The sequence below is a fragment of the bacterium genome (assembly GCA_024226335.1).
GTDB lineage: Bacteria > Myxococcota_A > UBA9160 > SZUA-336 > SZUA-336 > JAAELY01.
Window position 1 is genome coordinate 1 of sequence record JAAELY010000351.1, and the last position, 19,990, is coordinate 19,990.

General features: G+C 62.6%; 19 protein-coding genes. 5 read left to right on the forward strand and 14 right to left on the reverse strand.

The features are described 5' to 3' along the window. Positions 1-135 precede the first annotated feature (135 nt). The 8 genes from GY725_18230 to GY725_18265 all read right to left on the reverse strand — a co-directional run bounded on the left by GY725_18230 (position 136) and on the right by GY725_18265 (position 6,898). Positions 136-513, reverse strand: a complete 378-nt coding sequence (locus GY725_18230; protein MCP4006125.1) for a DUF427 domain-containing protein — start codon at positions 511-513, stop codon at positions 136-138. A gap of 13 nt (positions 514-526) precedes the next feature. After that, positions 527-1,174 carry an MOSC domain-containing protein gene (locus GY725_18235; GenBank protein MCP4006126.1) on the reverse strand — a complete coding sequence of 216 codons (648 nt, stop codon included), beginning with the start codon at positions 1,172-1,174 and terminating at the stop codon, positions 527-529. Further along, a complete protein-coding gene (locus GY725_18240; GenBank protein MCP4006127.1) occupies positions 1,171-2,067 on the reverse strand; it encodes a PhzF family phenazine biosynthesis protein in 897 nt (298 codons plus the stop codon). The genes GY725_18235 and GY725_18240 overlap by 4 nt, the downstream gene beginning before the upstream one ends. Before the next feature lie 67 nt (positions 2,068-2,134). After that, positions 2,135-2,866 (reverse strand): lysozyme, encoded by a 732-nt coding sequence (locus tag GY725_18245; protein ID MCP4006128.1) that lies wholly within the window; start codon positions 2,864-2,866, stop codon positions 2,135-2,137. Beyond that, entirely contained in the window at positions 2,863-3,618 is a 756-nt protein-coding gene (locus GY725_18250; GenBank protein MCP4006129.1) for a class I SAM-dependent methyltransferase, read from the reverse strand. The genes GY725_18245 and GY725_18250 overlap by 4 nt, the downstream gene beginning before the upstream one ends. A 67-nt stretch (positions 3,619-3,685) precedes the next feature. Then, positions 3,686-4,564, reverse strand: a complete 879-nt coding sequence (locus tag GY725_18255) for a tetratricopeptide repeat protein (GenBank protein MCP4006130.1) — start codon at positions 4,562-4,564, stop codon at positions 3,686-3,688. A gap of 81 nt (positions 4,565-4,645) precedes the next feature. Next, complete coding sequence (locus GY725_18260; GenBank protein ID MCP4006131.1) at positions 4,646-6,427, reverse strand: SulP family inorganic anion transporter; 1,782 nt, start codon at positions 6,425-6,427, stop codon at positions 4,646-4,648. A gap of 6 nt (positions 6,428-6,433) precedes the next feature. Next, the gene (locus GY725_18265; GenBank protein ID MCP4006132.1) at positions 6,434-6,898 is read right to left on the reverse strand and encodes a pyridoxamine 5'-phosphate oxidase family protein; all 465 of its coding nucleotides are present in this window, start codon (positions 6,896-6,898) and stop codon (positions 6,434-6,436) included. A 200-nt stretch (positions 6,899-7,098) separates the two neighbouring features. Between GY725_18265 and topB the strand changes: the two genes are divergently transcribed. Genes topB through GY725_18285 form a run of 4 tightly spaced genes read left to right on the forward strand, consistent with a single transcriptional unit; the run spans position 7,099 to position 12,744 of the window. Then, complete coding sequence (gene topB / locus GY725_18270; protein ID MCP4006133.1) at positions 7,099-9,900, forward strand: DNA topoisomerase III; 2,802 nt, start codon at positions 7,099-7,101, stop codon at positions 9,898-9,900. 57 nt (positions 9,901-9,957) lie between these two features. Continuing rightward, on the forward strand, positions 9,958-10,824 hold the full coding sequence (locus GY725_18275) for a carbon-nitrogen hydrolase (protein MCP4006134.1): 867 nt from the start codon (positions 9,958-9,960) through the stop codon (positions 10,822-10,824). A gap of 40 nt (positions 10,825-10,864) precedes the next feature. Next, positions 10,865-11,902 carry an agmatine deiminase family protein gene (locus tag GY725_18280; protein ID MCP4006135.1) on the forward strand — a complete coding sequence of 346 codons (1,038 nt, stop codon included), beginning with the start codon at positions 10,865-10,867 and terminating at the stop codon, positions 11,900-11,902. After that, positions 11,893-12,744: a diaminopimelate epimerase gene (locus GY725_18285; protein MCP4006136.1), complete on the forward strand. Its 852-nt coding sequence runs from the start codon at positions 11,893-11,895 to the stop codon at positions 12,742-12,744. The genes GY725_18280 and GY725_18285 overlap by 10 nt, the downstream gene beginning before the upstream one ends. A 12-nt stretch (positions 12,745-12,756) precedes the next feature. Here GY725_18285 and GY725_18290 read toward each other — a convergent pair whose 3' ends face one another. Continuing rightward, positions 12,757-14,085, reverse strand: coding sequence for an aminotransferase class I/II-fold pyridoxal phosphate-dependent enzyme (locus tag GY725_18290; GenBank protein ID MCP4006137.1), 1,329 nt, complete (start codon positions 14,083-14,085; stop codon positions 12,757-12,759). A 48-nt stretch (positions 14,086-14,133) separates the two neighbouring features. Between GY725_18290 and GY725_18295 the strand changes: the two genes are divergently transcribed. Continuing rightward, positions 14,134-14,793, forward strand: a complete 660-nt coding sequence (locus GY725_18295; protein MCP4006138.1) for a pyridoxamine 5'-phosphate oxidase family protein — start codon at positions 14,134-14,136, stop codon at positions 14,791-14,793. Here the strand turns inward: GY725_18295 and GY725_18300 are convergent. The 5 genes from GY725_18300 to GY725_18320 form a co-directional block, all read right to left on the reverse strand. Further along, the gene (locus tag GY725_18300) at positions 14,765-15,634 is read right to left on the reverse strand and encodes a hypothetical protein (GenBank protein MCP4006139.1); all 870 of its coding nucleotides are present in this window, start codon (positions 15,632-15,634) and stop codon (positions 14,765-14,767) included. The genes GY725_18295 and GY725_18300 overlap by 29 nt on opposite strands. A 47-nt stretch (positions 15,635-15,681) precedes the next feature. After that, positions 15,682-17,484, reverse strand: coding sequence for a translational GTPase TypA (typA, locus tag GY725_18305; protein MCP4006140.1), 1,803 nt, complete (start codon positions 17,482-17,484; stop codon positions 15,682-15,684). Positions 17,485-17,556: 72 nt separating this feature from the next. Continuing rightward, positions 17,557-17,943 (reverse strand): hypothetical protein, encoded by a 387-nt coding sequence (locus tag GY725_18310; GenBank protein ID MCP4006141.1) that lies wholly within the window; start codon positions 17,941-17,943, stop codon positions 17,557-17,559. A 27-nt stretch (positions 17,944-17,970) separates the two neighbouring features. Then, positions 17,971-19,044 carry a phosphotransferase family protein gene (locus tag GY725_18315; protein MCP4006142.1) on the reverse strand — a complete coding sequence of 358 codons (1,074 nt, stop codon included), beginning with the start codon at positions 19,042-19,044 and terminating at the stop codon, positions 17,971-17,973. A gap of 1 nt (position 19,045) precedes the next feature. Beyond that, a partial coding sequence (locus GY725_18320) for an AMP-binding protein (protein ID MCP4006143.1) occupies positions 19,046-19,990 on the reverse strand: 945 nt, incomplete at its 5' end.

Here is a 19,990-nt window from a genome sequence, read left to right on the forward strand (position 1 = left end):
CTGCGAAGCGCGATGCATCCGCCTGCGCTGCGTCGCGCGACCCTCTGCAGATCTACGGATCTGCGATCGGATCACGCTTCTTGCTCAGGCGGCGACTCCCGCTTCTCGCTCGATTCCTCCCTGTGCAGAGATTCCCTAGGAATCCAGGAGGAACTCGACTCGATCGGCATAGAAGGACAGATAGTCCTTCAGGTCCGCTGCTTGATCGAAAGGATCTTCGTAGGTCCAGACGAGATTCTCTTCGCTCTGGTCTGCGAGTCGAAGCGAGTAATAGCAGGCGTCGCCCTTGAAGGGACAGAAAGTTTCGTGATCGGTGCGCTCCAGTAGCTCCATGCGCACGTCTTCGCGCGGGAAGTAGAGAACCGGCTCGTGTCTGGTTTCGAGCACGCGCAGCGCACGCGAGCTTTCCGCGATGACTCGCCCAGCAACCCGCACCTGTACGCGTTGTGACGGCACCTCGAACTCCAGTTTGTAGTCGGGATACTTGTGATAGAGAGATTCTCCTGAGGGCATCGGGTTCTCCTTTCTACGAACGAAGCTTCTCGAGCCGTTGCGCAAACTTGTGCCGATGTTCCTCGGGCAGGTCCGGGAGTATCGAGATCCGCTGCAATAACTCGGCATCCCTGGCTCGCTGGTCATAGGCGTCCCTGACATCGGCGATGCTGACAGCCCGCTCATCGCGATGCACACACTCGATCGCGTCCCCTGCCTCGATCTCGCCTTCGCACGCGACGGAGAAGTAGAAACCGAGACGCCGGGAGTTCCAGAACTCCTTCACGAGGGCGGGGCGCTTGTAAAGAACGCCTAGCTTTTCGCAGGGAGTTCGCGGTTGAGTGACCGTCAACTCCACTGTGCCGATGCGATAGCGGTCCCCGATGTGGACGTCGGTCTCGAGCAGGCCCTCGGTCGTCAAGTTCTCGCCGAACGCACCCGGGAGCAGCTCGTCGACCTGAAGATGAGCTTGCCAGTACGGATAGTGCTCGACAGGGTAGGCATACACGGCTTTGTCGACACCGCCGTGCACCGACAGATCGGCCTGACCATCTCCTTCGATCTGGATTGCGGAGACGCGCAGCCGACCCTCAGCCGGCTGCTTGAAGATACCGGTAAGAAAACTCTTGCCGCGGTACTCCACGGATCGCGGAAGACCGATGTTGAGCGAGAGCAGTTTCACTGGAACTGGCCCTTCGCGAAGAGCTGAACGCGACCCCCGACGGAAACAAGCGCGTTCTCGCCTTCGGATTTCACCCGCAGGTGGAGTGTCGAAGCTCGAGCCATCTCGTATCCCTGGCCGACACGCGCGTCGACGTCGGCGCTGCCCAGGTAGCGATGTTGGGACAGGTACAAGGCCAGGCAGGCATTGGCGCTGCCTGTTGCCGGGTCCTCCCGCATTCCACCCGCCTCGAAGAACAAGCGCGCGGAGATCTCTTGAGTGGATTCGTGACCCTCGGGGCAGAAGAGAAGCACGCCGACCCGCCCAGCGGCGAGCGGCGCGGCCGTCTCGAGTCGCGCGCGTCGCAGGGCGGAAAGACCGACCAGCGGAACCATCAGGAAGGAGATCCCGACGGAAGCCTCCTGGACGGAAAAACGTGAATCGAGGTCGGCGGGTTGCAGACCCAGCAACTCGGCGACGCCCGCCGGATCGCGTTTCTCTCCGAGCACGGGTGTCGGTGATCGCATCCAGGCGATCTCCGAATCAGTCACTGTATCAGATTCAACGGGAACCGAATCAGTCACTGTATCGAATTCGACGGGAACGCTTCCGACACCGAGCTTCAAGACGACACGCGGCGGTTTCTCGGAACTCAGGCTGCGTATCGCCCAGGCGGTTCCCAGTGTCGGGTGCCCGGCAAACGGAAGCTCCGCAGTTGGAGTGAAGATGCGCACGGGATACTCCCCCGGCTCCGGAATCGCCGAGCACACGAAACTCGTCTCGGAAAAATTGAACTCGCGAGCAATCGCCTGCATATGCTCGCCGGTCAGCGATCCTGCATCGAGAACGACTGCAAGCTGGTTGCCGGCGAGGCGGTTTTCGGCAAACACGTCGAGGAGGAGGTAATCATGCACGGTGCGAACATAGCAACACCGTCGGAGACGTGCCGCGCCGATCGGCAGGGGCGCGTTCGGAAACTCGCTAACGCCCACCCTGCAGTAGAAGACCAAATTCCTGGCGGGTTCCGCGGTACACATTCAGATCGACTGGACCGGTGATCCCCGACAGATCCCCGTCGTTGGCGTACTGCCAGAAACTCCACCTGTTGGTGATTCCGGTCGACGGTCGCCAGATCTTGCTGCGCATCCAGACTTCGTAGCCTCGGAATTGGCCGGCGACAATCCGATCGTAGGAGCTTCCGGTCACGTACAGCAGCGGCCGCTTGCTGGAGCCCTGCTCGACGAGCTCCAGGAAGATTTTGAGTTCGGTGCGGATGTTTTCGATGCTCTTCCAGCTCCTGCAGTTACCGGAAAATTCAATGTCGGCGGCGATCGGAAGAACACCGTTTTCGACGGGAACCACGGCCAGGGCGTTTTCCGCCTGCTCGCGTCCCGAGGTACAGAATGTAAAAAAGTGGTAGGCGCCGTGCGGAACATCGGTCGCAGTCGCCGCTTGCCAGTTCTCTTGAAACCGGGGATCCACGAAGTCTTTGCCTTCGGACGACTTGATGTACGCGAAGCCGACACCGGCCGTACTCAACTTCATCCAGTCGATCTTCCCCTGGTGATGAGAGACGTCGATGCCCCACACCGGAAAGATCCCGCGGTCGGGATGCTCCAGACTGAAAAAGCCGTTCTTGAACAACGCGACGGCCACGCCGTAGAGCAATGCCGCGAACGCGATCAACCAGAGCAGCCTGGAGGTGGTCTTCAATGGCTTTCCCGCACGATCAGGCGATAGCCGAAATCCATCTCCTCGCGTTCCAGAAGCTCGGCGTACCGGCGCTCCCACGCGCCAGAGGACAGATCTTCGGCGAGTCTGCGCAGGCCCGGCTCGAGTTGCTCGTCCGAGATCTGCGCCAGGGTCGAGATGCTCGCGCGGACCTGGGGGTCCAGATAGCTCTCGGGACGCCGCCAGTACGCGGCCTGAAAACCGTCGCTGCAATCGAATGGAATCGGCACGACCTCGGAGCGCGCGCCACCGAGCGCCTCGCAGATCGCTTCGATCGGGGGATGCCTCTGAGTCTCGAAACGCACGATTTCCGACAGATAGTCGCGCACCAGCCAGAAATCAGTCTGTCGCGCCGGGTCGAAAGTGAACAGAACCACCCGGTCAGCGACCCTGCCCAACTCTGCGAGCCCGCGAAACGGATCGAGCCAGTGGTGCAGGGTCAGAACGCCCAGTGCAGCGTCAAACGAATCATTTCGAAACGGCAGGTCCTCGGCGATCCCGCGCAGCGCGAGACCCGCAGTGCGTTGCGCGATCATGGTGCGGGATGGCTCGACTGCGACCACGAGCCGGTCGATCGGTTCGTACGAACCCGCTCCCGCGCCCACATTGCAGATCCGGCGCGCATCTCCGAGAGCGCGATGGATTCGAGCGCTGATACGAGGATCGGGAATCCGCTTCGAGCGATACTCTCGTCCGATCGTGTCGTAGACACCTGGATGCGAAGGCAGTGGCATGGCGACTTCGATGATACAGAGCGAAGACCGCAGCCGGCTAGTCCGGTGTGTTTCCGCCCGGAGCGGGTCAGCTCAGCTTCTGGCGCAGATCCGAGAGTCCGGGATAGTTCGCGTCGAAGAGTTCGATTCGCTCGAGCATTTCGAGAGCGCCGTCGACATCGCCGAGCTGCTGGCGCAGGCCCGCCAGTGTGAAGGCCATGTCCAGATTTCCAGGGTGCAGTTCCACGAAGGCATTCACCCGGACCTCCGCAAGCGCGAGTTCACCGGACTGGAAACCCGCCTGGACGATCCCATAGACCGCACTGGCGCAGTCCGCTTGCAGATCGAGCGCCTGTTCGAGCGGCTCGAATGACTCCCTCGCGCGCCCGGAAGCAATCAGGGCCAGGCCGAGTCCGGAAAGCGTGCGCGGTGTCTTTTCGATTTGCAGGGCCTGGCGAAAGTAGCCCTCGGAATCCTTGCCCTGTCCGGCCGCCAGCGTGAGCGAGCCCATACCGACGAGCGCATCGACGGATTCCGAATCGGATTCCCAGGCGGCGCGGAAGAGTTCGAGCGCTTCGTCCGGGCAGCCGCTATCGACCAGAACTCGAGCGCGCTCACAACGCGCTGCCGCCAGCACCGTCTGCGCGAGTTCCTCGGCCTGGTCGGCCGCACAACTCGCGTCTTCGACATTGCCATTCTTGCGCTCGAGAGACGCCAGGAGTGTGAACGCAGCAGCATCGGGCGAATCCTCGATCCAGGCGTGCAGAGCCGAGCGCGCACCTTCGATGTCACCGAATGCAGCACGCGCCTCGATCGCTTCCAGCCCCGCGGTTTCGGTTTCTCGGACTTCGAGATCGTTTGAAAGCGGCTCGGGTTCGTTGCGCGCTTCGATCGCCTCTTCCGCCAGTTCGAGCACACGTCGTAGCTGTTCGAGAAATTCGCGGTCTTCGCGTTCCGTTTGCGCCATGGGATCCCGAACTCCTGCGTAAGCAAGTTGACTGGGAAAACTCAACGGCAGCCGGGCGATTTCACTTGAGCCCGTCTCGGGTCAGATCTCGTAGGACCAGCGCGCTGGTTCATCCCAACGAAAGATCTCGGCCTCGGTCCGCGGCTCGAGGCTCTTGCGCGCGCTGGCCAGAGCTCTCTCGAAACCCTCGAAGAGCCTGGGGCCGGTGCGCAATACACCATCGGGACCCAGCTCCCGGCCCAGTTCCGTGCGCTCCAACGCCTGGGCAATCGGATCGGTCAGACCGCATAACACCATTTGTGCGTTGTGCGCCCGCAGATTGATCAGGGTGTTGCGCAGCACCTCGAGCACGGTCGCGTCCAGGTGACGAGCCCGCTTCAAACGCAAGATGAGTATTTCGGGACCGCGGGCGACGATTGCATCGAGCTGGTCGGAGAGTTCGGGTGCGACAGCGAAGTTGAGGTCTCCTTCGAGGTGAAGTACAGCGACGGGCGTGGAGCCGGAGCGCTCGTCTGGCGGGATTTCACGCAAACGGCCCTGCCCCACGTGAACCACTTCCATCATCTGCAAGCGCCCCGCGCGAAGTACGAGAAGCACCAGGGAAATGAACACACCCGCGTACACCGCCTGCACCAGATCGAGCCAGAGCGTGGTGCCCAGTGTCGCGAACAGGATCAAGCCATCACCGCGCGTCGCCGCAGAGCGACGGATGTGATCCAGATCGATCAGTTCGAGACCCGACAGGACCACGAAACCCGCCAGCGCGGCGAGCGGAAGGCTGGTGAGCAACGGCCCCAGAGTCGGCAGGAGCAGAAGTACGACGGATCCAGCGATGAGCGCCGCGAGGCGAGAGCGCGCGCCCGCCGCGCGGTTGACGGCCGAACGCGATAGCGAACCGCTGGTCGGCATCGCTCCGATGAGCGACGCGATCAGATTTGCGCTGCCCTGCGCGAAGAGTTCGCGGTCGGGATCGAGATGTCCCGCCCTGCGCTCGAGCGAGCGCGCCGCGCCGATCGTCTGCACGGTGGCGAGCAATGCGATGGCGAGGGCCGATGCTCCGTGCGCTCTGACGTTGAGCCACTCGGGTACGTGGAACTCCGGTTGGCCCAGGCTGACGGCTTGAAGGGTGGCCAGCGGGTGCGCGCCTTCGTTCCAGCCCAGGAGTGAGGACGTGAGCGCCGCGACGCCGAGTGCAATCAGACCGGCTGGAAGGCGTCGGTCGATGCGACGCAGCAAGAGCACGCCGGCGGGTACGCCCAGCGCGAGAGAAAGAGCGCGCGGATCGGTGGACATCGCCGCGCGAAGTGCATCGGATATCAGCCACCACGCGGAGGGCGCCAGTGAGTCCCCGACCGCGTGGTGCGCGTCCGCACCCAGCATCGCGGGCACGTGCCGCAGAGCGATCAGCAAACCCACTCCCGCGATGAAACCTCCGACTACCGAATCGGAGAGAAAACGCGAAGCGCGGCCTATACCGAAGACGCCAAGTGCCATCAGGATCAGTGCCGCGAGCATTCCGGTCTGCAGGACGGCCGCGATCGGAACCGGCTGGCCCGCAGCCAGGGCCGGCTCCACGACCGACACCCCGATCAGCAAGGCGGTGGGTACGGTGGGTCCTGTGATGACGAAACTGCTGGAGCCGAAGAACGCTGCAATCACGGTCGGCAAGGCCGCCGCGAGCAGACCCATCTCTGCCGGCAGACCGGCAATCAGCGCATAGGCGATGCCCTGCGGGACGGCCAAAGCCGCAACCGTCAGTCCGGCGCCAAGGTCGTAGCCGGCGGTCGCCAGACGGGTCCCACTCAGGTTGGGGGCGAAACGAGCCGCGCCGTGGGGTCGGCGCTGGAGTCCACTCCCAGCCACGCCCGGCTAGGCGCCGAGCTCGGAAGAATCGAGCTCGAGACGCTCCCCCAGGCCGCGTGAGAACACCAGGTGTACAGGCTCGAGCAGCCAGGTTTCGACACCGGGTCGCTGAAAAAACGGCTTGGCGTTGGGGAGTTTCGCGAAGTAGATCTCGTGCAACCGGGCCGTTTCAGCGGGATCCTCGATTCGCTGGAGCGTTCCCTGGACGGTCACCCGCGCGAATTCGCTCATGTTTGCCAATCCGATACCGCGATTGTCGATCTGCGCGCAGGCGCCGTTGCCGGGGCTCAGATAACGCCCCTTGAACGAGTCGGGGGTGGTACCGAAAACCAGCCGAAACCCATCGACGGCCGCGAAGAACAGGATTGAGGTGTAGGGAGGAGCACCCGATTTTCCCGCAAAAGCGAAAACCGCAAACGGTTCCGCTTCGAGCACTTCTCCTAACGCCTTCTTCTGCTCTTCCAGGGCCATGAAACAGGTCTATCACAGCCTCCTTCGAAAATCCAAATCCCCTTTGAAGACAATGGTTTGAGTGTTGCTTCCGGGTTCGTCTATGGGATGGGTCTGCAGGAGGCTCAGGCTCACTGCCCAAAGCCCCGAGAAGGGGGGCCTGCCTTGCCTCCACGTCACAGGCAGGCTACTAGGGACCACTCCGTACCCCGGGAGGCCCGTTGAGCAAGTCGCTAATCATCACCGAGAAGCCGAGCGTCGCACGAGATATCGTGGCGGCCCTCGGTGGGTTTACAGAAGACGATGGGTTCTGGGAAAGTGAGGAGCACGTCGTCACTTTCTCGGTAGGGCATCTGCTCGAACTCCCCGCGCCCGAAGACGTGGATCCGAAGTACAAGCGCTGGACGCTTGATACGCTTCCCATCCTTCCGGAGCCCGAGCAGTTCAAGCTCAAGCAGAAGTCCGGCGCCAGCGAGCGACTGCGAACGATCAAGAAGCTCCTGCAGCGCGACGACGTCAGCAAGGTTATCAATGCCTGCGACGCGGGGCGTGAAGGTGAACTGATCTTTCGCGAGATCCTGGAGTTCCTGAACATCGACAAGCCGACTCTCCGGCTCTGGCTGCAGTCGATGACGACTCAATCGATTCGGGACGGCTTCTCGAACCTGGCGCCCGGCGAGGACTACGACGGTCTGGGAGCCGCTGCGGCTTGCCGATCTCGTTCGGACTGGCTGATCGGCATGAACGCCACGCGCGCGCTGACCCGGCGCTTCAAGGGTCGTCGCGAAAAAACGGCCTGGTCGGCCGGGCGCGTCCAGACTCCGACGCTCGCACTTCTGGTCGGTCGCGAACTCGAGATCCTGGCCCACATTCCGCGAGCCTACTGGCACATCGACGCCAAGTTCCGCGCAGCAGACCACGAGTACACGGGTGCGTGGTTCGATCCAAACTTCAATTCGGAAGAGGCGGATCGCGAGAGCAAGGATGACCGCATTTTCGCCCACGAGGCGGCCAACGCCGTGGTCGAAGCCGTTACGGGAAAGCCCGCGGTCGCCAGCGAAACGCGCAAGCCGAGTCGCGAGACCGCCCCTCCACTATTTGACCTGACCAGCTTGCAGCGTGAAGGCAATCGGCGCTTCGGCTGGTCGGCGAGGCGCACACTCAATGCGGCACAGCGCTGCTACGAATCCCACAAGGTTCTGACCTACCCGCGTACCGACTCGCGCGCCCTGCCGAATGACTATCGCGAAAAGGTCAACGAGGCCCTGCAGACGTTCGCCCAGGGAAGTCCCTTCCAGGCCGAAGCGCAGGAACTGCTCGACAAGGGACTCGAAAACACGGAGCGCACCTTCGACGACTCCAAGGTGAGCGACCATTTCGCGATCATCCCGACAGGCCGGGTTCCCGAAGAACCCCTGACCGGTGATGACGGACGCTTGTTCGATCTGGTTGCACGTCGCTTCCTGGGCTCGTTCTATCCGCCCGCCATCTGGAATCGCGTCGAGCGCAAGACCGAGGTCGCGGGCCACGTTTTCCGCTCGCGCTCGCGCACGCTCGACGAGCCGGGCTGGCGCGCAGTGCTGGGCCAGACCGAACAGGAAGAACAGGCGCTACCGCCGTTGATTTCGGGTCAGACCACGGCAGATGACGTCGATGCAAACACGCTCGACATCGAATTGAGCGAGGACAAGACCCGGCCGCCGGCGCGCATCACGGAAGCGCGCCTGCTCTCGTTGATGGAAAGCGCCGGCCAGTACGTCGAGGACGAAGAGCACGCGGCCGTCATGCGAGACAAGGGCATCGGCACGCCCGCCACGCGCGCCGACATCATCGAGAACCTGATCGCCAAGGGCTATCTCGCACGGGTCGGCAAGGCACTGCGGCCGACCGTCAAGGGAGTCCGTCTGGTCGACGTCCTCAAGCGCATCAAGGCGGACCGGCTGGCGTCTCCGGAACTCACAGGTCAGCTCGAATTCCAGTTGCACGAAGTCGAAAACGGTTCGCGCACCGCAGAGGAATTCATGAAAGAGGTGGTCGATTACACCAAGTCGGTGGTCGACGTGACCTGTACATTCGACTACGTCGACCTGTACGACGACAATGTAACCTTCGGAAATTGCCCGCTCTGCGAACGGGCAGTCGTCGAACGTTCTTGGTTCTACCGGTGCATCGAAGTACCGGGCGTCGAGGGTGATGACGATTGCCCGATGCGCATCTGGAAGGACAAATCCGGGCGCTACATCGACCACAACACTGTACGCGTCCTGCTCGACAAGGCCGAAACCGATGAGATGGAGGGCTTCACCTCCCGCGACGGCCGCATGTACAACGCACGCCTGACCCTGGAAGAGGGAGAAGTCCAGCTGCACGCGATCCAGGGTAGCTGGGGTGAGCGCGTGGACGATTCGCCCGAGTACGAGGTCAACGAGGATCCGTTGGGCCCCTGTCCAACGGGATGCGGCAGCTTCGTGATCGAAACTCCCACTCATTTCATCTGCAAAGCCGGCATGGAAAAGGCCGCCGTGAATGCGGAGAAGGCGCGAGTCTGGGAAAGCGAAAACAACGCGCCCGACGCCAAACGAAAGAAGCGCTACAAGATCCCCGAAGACGAGAAGCACTGCCCCATGATCCTGCCCCGCACCGTCTGCAAGCGCGAAATCGCCCGCGACGAAGCCGTGCAGTACGTCAAGGAACAGAAGACCGAATTGCTCTCGGACTTCACGTCCCGTTTCGGCCGTCCGTTCGGTGCGATGCTCTTCCTCAAGGAAAACGGACGTCACGGTTTCGAATTCGCGAAGCGCCCCGGCAAGGCCGATAGCGACGACGCGAAAGAGGGCGCGACCGGGAAGAAGGCCTCCAAAAAGGCTTCCAAGAAGACCGCCAGGAAGAAGGCGGCCAAGAAGACGACAAAGAAGAAGGCGGCTGGAAAAAAGACCGCCAAGAAAACGACCCGCAAGAAGACCACGAAGAAGGTCGCGCGAGCGAGCGTCAAGAAAGCCAGCGCCGAAGACGGTGACGACTAGCGGCCCGTATTTCGAGGCCGAGAGTGGGTTCTCCGACAGACTGCTAAGGTGCCGGGAATGAGTACCGTACGACGCATTGCGCTGGTCCAGAGACAGGCCTCCGCAGATCCCTCCGAAAACCTCGCCCGCGCGAAGGAAGGGATTCGCGAAGCCGCCGACCGCGGTGCGAAGATCGTCTGCCTGCAGGAACTCTTCCTCACGCCGTACTTTCCCCAGACTGAAGATTCCGCCCGCTTCGATCTGGCCGAGTCGATCCCCGGACCCACGACGGATGCACTGCAGAAACTGGCGGCCGATCTGCAGGTCGTCTTGATTGCACCGATATTCGAGCGCCGCGCCGCCGGGCTGTATCACAACTCCGCAGTCGTGATCGACGCGAACGGCAGTCAGGCTGGGCTCTACCGAAAGATGCACATCCCCGACGATCCGCTGTTCTACGAGAAGTTCTACTTCACCCCCGGCGATCTGGGCTTCCGCTGCTTCGATACCCGCGCGGGCCGCATCGGCGTTCTGATCTGCTGGGATCAGTGGTTCCCGGAAGCCGCGCGGATGCTCGCGCTCGACGGTGCGGAAATCCTGTTCTGTCCGAGCGCGATCGGCTGGCAGGACGACGATAGCGACGAGGAGAACGCGGTCATGCGTGACTCCTGGATCACCGTGCAGCGCGGACACGCAATTGCGAACGGAATATTCACGGCTGCCTTGAACCGCGTCGGGCGTGAAGGTGCGGTGCAGTTCTGGGGAAGTTCATTCGTGTGCGATCCACGGGGAGAGGTTCTGGCGCAATCACCCGTTGAGGGCGAAGACGTGTTGCTGGTCGACTGCAACCTCGAGAGCATCGAGAAACAACGACGCGGCTGGCCATTTCTGCGCGATCGACGCATCGACGCTTACGACGACCTGCTCGAACGCTTCCGCAACTGATTCGACCGTGCCTGCGCCCGATGCAGCGCCCCATCGTCGCATGCCCGCCGAATGGGAACCTCACTCGGCCACATGGGTCGGCTGGCCAGGCAATCCAGAGACCTGGCCGGGCTGCCTCGCCGAAGCCGAAGCCGAGTTCGAGTACCTGGTAGCGACGCTGGCGACGAGCGAACACGTCGAGATCCTGGTGCAGAGTACCGAGCACCAGCGATACGTGGCCGCGCGCCTGGGTGATCTGGTTGCGACGGGGCGCACTCGCCTGCACGTCCTCCCGAGCGACGACGTCTGGCTCCGAGATATCGGTCCCACCTTCGTCGAGTCCGGCGGGGAAATCGCGGCCGTCGACTGGGACTTCAACGCCTGGGGCGGCAAGTACCCACCCTGGGATCGCGATGACGCGGTGGCAGAACAGATCGCCGATCTATGCGCCGTCGAACACCTACGGGCCGGATTCGTGTGCGAGGGCGGTGCGATCGACAGCGACGGCGAGGGCACACTGCTCGCGACGGAACCGACGCTGATCGATCCGCTGAGAAACCCCAGACACGAGCGCGTCGACATCGAACGGAGCTTGTCCGAATTGCTGGGCGTGCGCAGGATCGTCTGGCTGGCCGAGGGCATCGAAGGAGATGACACCGACGGACATATCGACGACTTTGCACGCTTCGTCGCACCGGGGCGCGTCGTGTGTGCACAGGAGGCGGATCCTGGATCTCCGAACCACGCCAGACTCGAAGACTGCAGTGCGCGCCTGCGTGGAACTCGCGACGCGGCCGGGCGGGTACTCGAGGTCATCGACCTGCCCATGCCCGAACCGCACTCATGCGAGGCCGGACCGCTGCCCGCGAGCCATGCGAACTTCTACATCGCCAACTCCTGCGTCCTGGTACCGGTATTCGGCGGGGACAGCGACGAGCGGGCGCTGGAGATCCTGAAACCGCTATTCCCGGGGCGTCGCATTCTGGGTATCCCCTGCAATACGCTCGTACGGGGGCTCGGAGCGGTACACTGCCTGACTCAACAACAGCCTCTCGGTAACCGCCTCTCAGCAACAACGGTTCGCACAGAATGCCCTTGACCAGACTGCGAAAAGACGAATTCGCCAAATACCACGCGCTGGGAAACGACTACATCGTCCTCGATCCCGACAAACTGAGCGGACACCTCAATGAGGCACGGGTTCGCGAGATATGCGACCGAAATCGCGGCATCGGTTCCGACGGGATCCTGGCCCTCGAAAACCGACGCGGGGACGGTTTCGGGCTGCGCATCTTCAACCCGGACGGATCTGAAGCGGAGAAGAGCGGCAACGGCGTGCGCATCTTTGCACGCTTTCTCTACGACTTCGGTTACACGACCGCCAAGAAGTTCAAGATGGAAACCCTGGGAGGAACCGTCGCGGCACAACTCATGGTCCGACGTGGAAATGTGTACTCGATCCGACTCGATGTCGGACGCGCGAGATTCGCAAGCGAATCGATCCCCATGAGAGGCCCGAAACGCGAAGTCATCGACGAGCCTGTTCGCATCGGCAACACGCGTCGGCGTATCACCTGCGTTTCGGTTGGCAATCCGCATTGCGTACTCTTCGTACCGGAATTAGTCGCCGAAGATCTGCGCCGGCTCGGTCCGCAGATCGAAAAGGACCCTCTATTTCCAGAACGCACCAATGTCCAGCTGGCCTGCGTGCGCTCTCGCTCGAAGATCGAGGCATTGATCTGGGAAAGGGGTGCGGGACCGACGCTGGCCTCGGGAACGTCGAGTTGCGCGATCGTCGCCGCCGCCTATCGGCAGGGCCTGGTCGACCGGAAAGTCGAGGTCACGATGCCCGGAGGCATGTTGGAGGTCGAAGTCGACGACGACTTCCAACTGCGCCTGATCGGCCCCGCCACACCCGTGTACCGGGGCAAGCTGATCTGAGGCGAATGATTTCTACGACGAGAGCGTGCGACGCGAGGGCTTCAACAGGCTCTCCAGATCGGCGGCGAGATCCACCGCCTCGTCGGGTTCGAGTGTTGCACAGGTGATGCGAATCGCAGGCTGACTGCGCGAGCGGAAACGGTCTCCAGCCGCAACCGCCCATCCGGCATCGAGCAGGCCTTGAACCACGCGCCCCTCATCGGGCACCGGTACCCATACGTTCAGACCCGATCGGCCATGGGCTTCGATACCCTTCGCGCGCAGCGCCTTCAGCAGGGCATCTCTTCGGCGAGAGTAGGTCTGCTCGGCACTCTTCAATCTCCTGGAAACATCCCGGTCCTTCCACAGGCGAACGACGATCTGCTGGAGTACGTGGCTGACCCAGCGAATACCCAGCACCTGTCGACCTTCGACGCGCGAGACCGTGAGTTCGTCTGCCGCGAGCAGGGCGACGCGCAGATCGGGTCCGAGCGCTTTCGAAACCGAACGTACGTGTGCCCAGCGGCGAGTCTTCGAATGACACAACGAGATGGCGGGCGCACCCGAAACGAAACCCGCGTGATCGTCCTCGATCACGATCACATCGGGGTAGCGGCGCAATAGCTGGCGCAGCTCGCGCGCACGGGGTTTGTCGAGCGCGGCACCGCTGGGGTTCTGTGCGCGCGGAGTCAGTACCAGCGCCGCGATCTGGGACCGACAGGCCTGCTCCAGAGCCGCGGGCAATAGCCCCGAGTCGTCGATCCCGACCGGCACCGGCACCAGGCCGAGGGCAGCCAGCAGGTCGAGCACTGCAGTGAATCCCGGATCTTCGATCGCCACGCGATCCCCTGGGCGAAGATGCGCCTGTAGCACTCGCTCGATTCCATCGAGCGCACCGCCAACCACCGTCAGGTGCTCGGCGGGAATGCCGTCGCGCTCGAAATCCCGCCTGGCCAGACGGATCAGCTGCGGATCCGAAATATCCCCGCCGTACAGACGCTGTTCGGGCTCGAAACCGCTGAGCAACGGACCCAGGGGCGGCAGGAGCGCGAGATCGGGATTGCCGACGGCCAGATCGCGCGCACCGGGCGGAAGCGCAGGTGCGGGCGAGACAGCCAGCGGCGGACGCTGGCTCACCCGCGTGCCCCGCCGACCTTCTCCGACCAGCACCCCCCGGCCCTGGAGCGCACGGTAGGCGGCCGAAACCGTCGTGGGGCTCACCTGGAGATCCAGCGCGAGCCCGCGAACCGTGGGCAGCGACTGGCCCGGCGTCAGCGTTCCCTCGCGCACGGCGGCCTCGATGCTGTGTGCGATCTCGACAGCGGAGGCACCTGTGATAGAGTTATGTACCAGTACGTTCACTTATTTGTATTGTAACAAACACTTCATCCCAGTCCAGCGAGGTCTTCCATGTCCGAGTACGCCGTCACCCCTCGCACCAAGCTCAAACGATCTCCGCAGCGGGGCCGCTTCGATCGCGAGACGATCCACGGAATCCTGGACGAGTCGTTCATGGCCACGGTGGCGTTCAGCCACGATGGACAGCCCGCAGCCATTCCCACCAGCTACGCTCGCTCGGGCGACAACATCTACCTACATGGATCCAGCGCGAGTCGCCTGCTGCGCGCCATCCTCAAGGGCGATCGGGTCTGCCTGACCGTCACGATCCTGGACGGCTTGGTCCTGGCGCGATCGGCGTTTCACCACTCCGTCAATTTTCGCTCGGTGATCGTTTACGGGTCCGGCTGCAAGGTGACCGACCCCGACGAAAAACTGGAAGCCCTGCGCCTGCTTGTGGAACACATGGTTCCCGGTCGCTGGGAGGACGTACGCAGTCCGAACCGCGAAGAACTCCTGCGCACCTTGATCGTGAAGATCCCGATCGACGAGGTATCGGCCAAGGTTCGCAGCAAGGGCCCGGTCGATGATGAAGAAGACTACGGGTTGGATTGCTGGGCGGGCACCATACCCACGAGCCTAGAGCTCGGCTCAGCGATCGATGACGAGCGACTGGCCGAGGGAATTCCCTTACCGGGCTATATCAGCGAGGTTCGCCGTCCGGACCGATGAGCAGCGTCGGAACGCCGCACGTGTCGCCCCGGATCGTGCACACGCGGGTTCCGGGCTTGTTGCCCGACCGAACCTCGCTGACGTCCACACCCTGCTTGTCCAGTCGCGCTCGAGTAGAGTCCACATCGGAACACCGATAGGCGAGACCCCAGAATCGATCCAGTTCGTCGGAAGGTTCGCCAGCGATGCGCGCCGCTAGTTCGACGGTAATGCCGCCGATCCGGAAGAAGATCAGACGGACGCCGCGCTCTTTGAAACTGCGGTCGAGAGCAAGATGCAGTCCGAGCTTCTCGCGATACAGATCGATCGCAGCTTCCGGATCGGTCGTATTGATGACGATGTGATCCAGTGCCGATACTGACTCCTCGGCCGCGCATGACAGCTCGACCGCGGGTAGGGAATCGGAAGCCGCAAGGTTCTGGACGCCAAAAACTCGCACGCCACGCGTGTCGGTTTCCGGCAGATAGACGGTGCGCCAGAGTCGGTGCGCACCGGTCTTGAACTCGCGGTCGCTCCCGGGCACGGGCGGACTCGCCGAGAGACCCCGCTGGCGCAGCTCTTTCGCAAGTGCGTCCGCGTCATCGGTCCCGAAACAGAGTAGACCCAGGCCTTCGCCCTGTTTGGCGAGCGCTTCACGGGTCACCCTGGCCACTTCACCCTGAGACACCGGGCTGAGCAGCTCGATGAACATATTGTCCAGCTGGAAGAGGCTGTTGGCGGTGCCGGAGTCGAGCTGGATGCCGCGCCAGGAGGGTTTTCTGCCCAGCAGGCGCTGGTAGCTATTCGTGGCGGCCTCGAGGTCGCGCACGACGATCACTACATGATCGAACGTCTGAAGCATCGCGTCAGCATACACCCGGCCAATCGCAAAGCGGGGCCGGGGTCAGATCAGCGTTTTCGCAGATTCGAAGGCAGGATCCGCTTGCGCAGCCGCAGAGATTCAGGCGTGACTTCGAGCAGTTCGTCGTCCTGGATCCACTCCAGGGCACTCTCGATCGTGATGCGACGGGGCGGCGTCAGAACCGCGGCGTCGTCTTTCCCGGATGCGCGCACGTTCGTGAGCTTCTTGCCGCGACACACATTCACGTTCATGTCCTTGGGGCGCCGGTTCTCGCCCACGATCTGTCCTTCGTAGACGCGTTCTCCCGCGCCGATGAACATGGTGGCGCGCTCCTGGATGCCCCAGATCGCGTGTGCGGTCGTCTTGCCTGTCTCACTGGCCACGATCGCGCCGACGCCGCGGCTCGAAAGATCCCCAGCGTGCGGTTCGTAGCCGCGAACCGTCCGGTGCAGTACGCCTTCTCCGCGGGTGTCGGTGAGGAACTCGGTGCGATAACCGAATAGCCCGCGACTGGGCACGACGAAGTTCAATACGCTGATGCCTTCGCGTTGCGTCAGCTGCAGGATGCGACCTCGCCGCGAAGAGAGCTTCTCCATGACCGAACCGGCAAAGGCTTCCGGCACTTCGACCACGACGTCCTCGACGGGTTCGCAGCGCTGGCCGTCGACCTCGCGTACGATGATCTCGGGACGCGATACGCTGAACTCATAGCCTTCGCGGCGCATGGTCTCGATCAGGATCGCGATCTGCAGTTCGCCGCGCCCAGAGACTTCCATGGTCTCGGGACGATCCCCCTGTTCGACCTGGAGCGAAACGCTGGAGAGCGCCTCGCGGCGCAGGCGGTCACCCACCTGGCGACTGGTGACGAACTTGCCTTCCAGACCGGTAAAGGTCGAAGAGTTGACACTGAAACGCACTCGGACCGTTGGCGGGTCGATTGCGATGCGCGGAAGCGGATCCAGATGATCGGGTGAACACACCGTGTCGCCGATATCGATGCTATCGACCCCCGCGATCACGGCAATCTGCCCGGCCTCGGCCACTTCGAGTTCGACCCGATCCAGACCCTTGGCGCCAAAGAGCTTGGTCACACGAAACGACTCGGGTGCGCCGTCAGCGGGAATCCGCACGACGGTGGCCCCCCTTTCGAGCCGGCCGCGCGCGACGCGTCCGATCACGAGTCGGCCGAGGAACTCATCGTAGTCGAGAGTGACCGCCTGGAACTGCAACGGACCTTCGGGATCGACATTGGGAGCCTTTGCGCGCTCCAGGATCGTATCGAGCAGCGGCCGCAGGTCCTCCCGCGGACCTTCGGGTTCGAGCGATGCCCCGCCCTGCTTTGCCGAGGCGTACACCACTGGGAAATCGAGCTGCTCGTCTTCGGCTCCGAGCTCGACGAGCAGATCGAAGACCTCGTCCAGAACCTCAGCCGCGCGCTGCTCCGGACGGTCGATCTTGTTGACGACCAGCAATGGCATGAGTTTGTGTTGAAGTGCCTTGCTCAGCACGAAGCGCGTTTGCGGCATGACCCCTTCAACCGCATCGACCAGCAGGAGCACGCTATCGACCATGCCCAGCACGCGCTCGACTTCACCGCCAAAATCGGCGTGGCCCGGGGTATCGACGAGCTGGATGCGTACACCCTCGTAGTCGATCGCCGTGTTCTTGGAGTGGATGGTGATGCCGCGCTCTCGCTCCAGGTCCTCACTGTCCATCACACGCTCGGCTACGTCCTGATTGGCGCGGAATGCACCTGTCTGACGCAGCAGCCCATCCAGAAGGGTGGTCTTGCCGTGGTCGACGTGGGCGATGATCGCCAGATTGCGTATGTCCTTGCCGGGCTGACTCATGAGCGGGCGCGGAGGCTAGCAGAAGGAGTCTTGCTGCGCCGCAACATCGCTATGTCTGAGCCGGTGAGCGGATCAGAGAGGAGCGCCGCGGAACTTGCAGTAAACCGCTTCGGGGTCGTGCCCCTCGGAGCCACAGTTGCCGCAGGCCTGCGTAGTCACGGCCCGCGTCGCCTGAACCAGCTCAAACGAGAAGATTCCGGTCGGCACCGCCAGAATTCCGTAGCCCACAGTCGTCACGGTGACGACCGCCCAGTACATGCCACGGGGGATGTTGTCGAAGCCGCTCTCCACCCATTCGGCAATGCGAAGCGGTGTGTGGAAGCGGTCATCGATCCACTCGACGCTTTCCAGACTGACCGCAAGAACGCTACCCAGAATCGCGAGCAGCAAGCCTACGTCGAAGGCTTTCCCGGCGGCCGTTTCCGCTTCGAAAATGATCTCGTGTACCGGCCCCGCCAGCCTGTGTAGGGAAGTCGGTCGTCGGACTCAGTCGTAGTCGATTTTCGCCACATCCGCCGCGAAACGGATCAGCAGGTGGACACGTTCGCCCAGGCCTTCGAAACGCGAGTCCTTCGTCTGCCCCCGCACCCAGCGGATGTAGATCTGCTGCAAGACGACCGCGGTCTTCCAGAGCGCGAAGGCCTCGTACCAGCCAATCGTCTCGATCGCCACACCGCGGCGCTCTGCGTAGCGTTCGGCGATCTGGCGCCGGGTCGGGAAACCCGGTTGTGCGGTGAGCGCGGTCGTCGCACCTCGTTCGGGCGGATCACCGGCCTCTGCCCAGTAGCCAAGCAGCGTACCGAGGTCGATCAGGGGATCGCCGAGGGTCGTCATGTCCCAGTCCAGTAGTGCGACGATGTGATCGGGATTGCCAGTCTCGTAGATCACGTTGTCGAACTTCAGATCGTTGTGGACGAGCGAGGCACCGCTTGAACTCGGCATCTTCGTCACGAGCCATTCAAACATGCGTTCAAAAAGCGGGTTCTCTTCGTTTTTCGCTTTGTCCCAGCGCCCCTTCCAGCCCTGCACCTGGCGCTGCACGAAACCCTCTGGCTTGCCGAGATCGTCCAGGCCGAGTTTCGAATAGTCCAGATCGTGAAAGTCGGTCATCACGTCGATCAACGTATTGCTCATGCGCCTGCGCGCATCGGGTACGGCTTCGAGATCTGGCGTCATGCTGCCCCGTACGACGGTTCCCACGCAGCGTTCCATCACAAAGAAGATCGCGCCGATGAGGCTCGTATCCTCACAGAGCAGATACGCGTGTGGCGCCTGTTCGAAATGGCCGTTGAGCGCCGAGAGCACCTTGTACTCGCGCGCCATGTCGTGCGACTTCGGTGCCACGGGACCCAGTGGCGGCCGGCGCAGTACGAGTTCGCGATTGGCGAATTGCAGAAGGTAGGTGAGGTTCGCGTGTCCGCCCGGGAATTGCAGCACCTTCATCGATCCCTCGAGACCGGGCACCCGTTCCTTCACACAGGCCTCGACTACCGCGGTATCGAACTCTTCGCCCGCGCGGATGGGCGCAGTTTCAGGCGGATCCAGGTTCACGTTCGCCATCTCACTCCCCCTCGACTTCCACGCCCTGAATCACCCGGCCCTTCCCGGACCATTCCTTCTCTCGTAGCTTGAACTTCTGGATCTTGCCCGTTGCGGTCTTCGGCAGTTCGCAGAATTCGACGGCCTTGGGGCATTTGAAGCGCGCCAGATGCTCGCCGACAAACTCGATCATACCTTCTTCCGTGGGATTCGTGCCCGGCTTCACTGTGACGAACGCCTTGGGCACCTCGCCCCATTTCTCGTGCGGCATCGATACGACCGCGACTTCGAGAACGTCCGGATGCTGATAGAGGGTGTTCTCCACTTCGATGGTGGAGATGTTCTCTCCGCCGGAGATGATGATGTCTTTGCTGCGATCTCGCAGCTCGATATAGCCATCGGGATGTACGACACCCACGTCCCCGGAGTGGAACCAGCCACCCGCAAAGGCCTTCGCGGTCGCCTCTTCGTCGTCGAAATAGCCGCGCATCACATTGTTGCCGCGCATCACGACTTCGCCCATGGTCTCGCAGTCCGGCGGTACGTCGTTCATTTCGTCATCGACGACACGTAGATAGATCGCGTGCGGATAAGGCACGCCTTGACGCGACATCACCTTGGCGCGTCCTGGCGCGTCCAGTGCTTCCCACTCGGATTGCATCTCGCAAAGCACGTGTGGGCCATAAGTTTCGGTGAGTCCGTAGAGATGCGTGATGCGAATACCCAGCTTCTCCATACGCTCGAGCAGTGTCGGCGAGGGCGGAGCTCCACCGGTACACACGTGGATCGGCGGATCGAAGTGCTTTCCCGCGGCGCTCGGGTCACTCGCCAGCATCAACAGGACGGTCGGTGCACCATTGAAGTTGGTGACCTTGTGTCGATCGATCATGCTGAAGATCTCGTCGGGAACCACACCGCGCAGAGACACATGGAGCCCGCCCGCACCCGTCACCGCCCAGGGCATGCA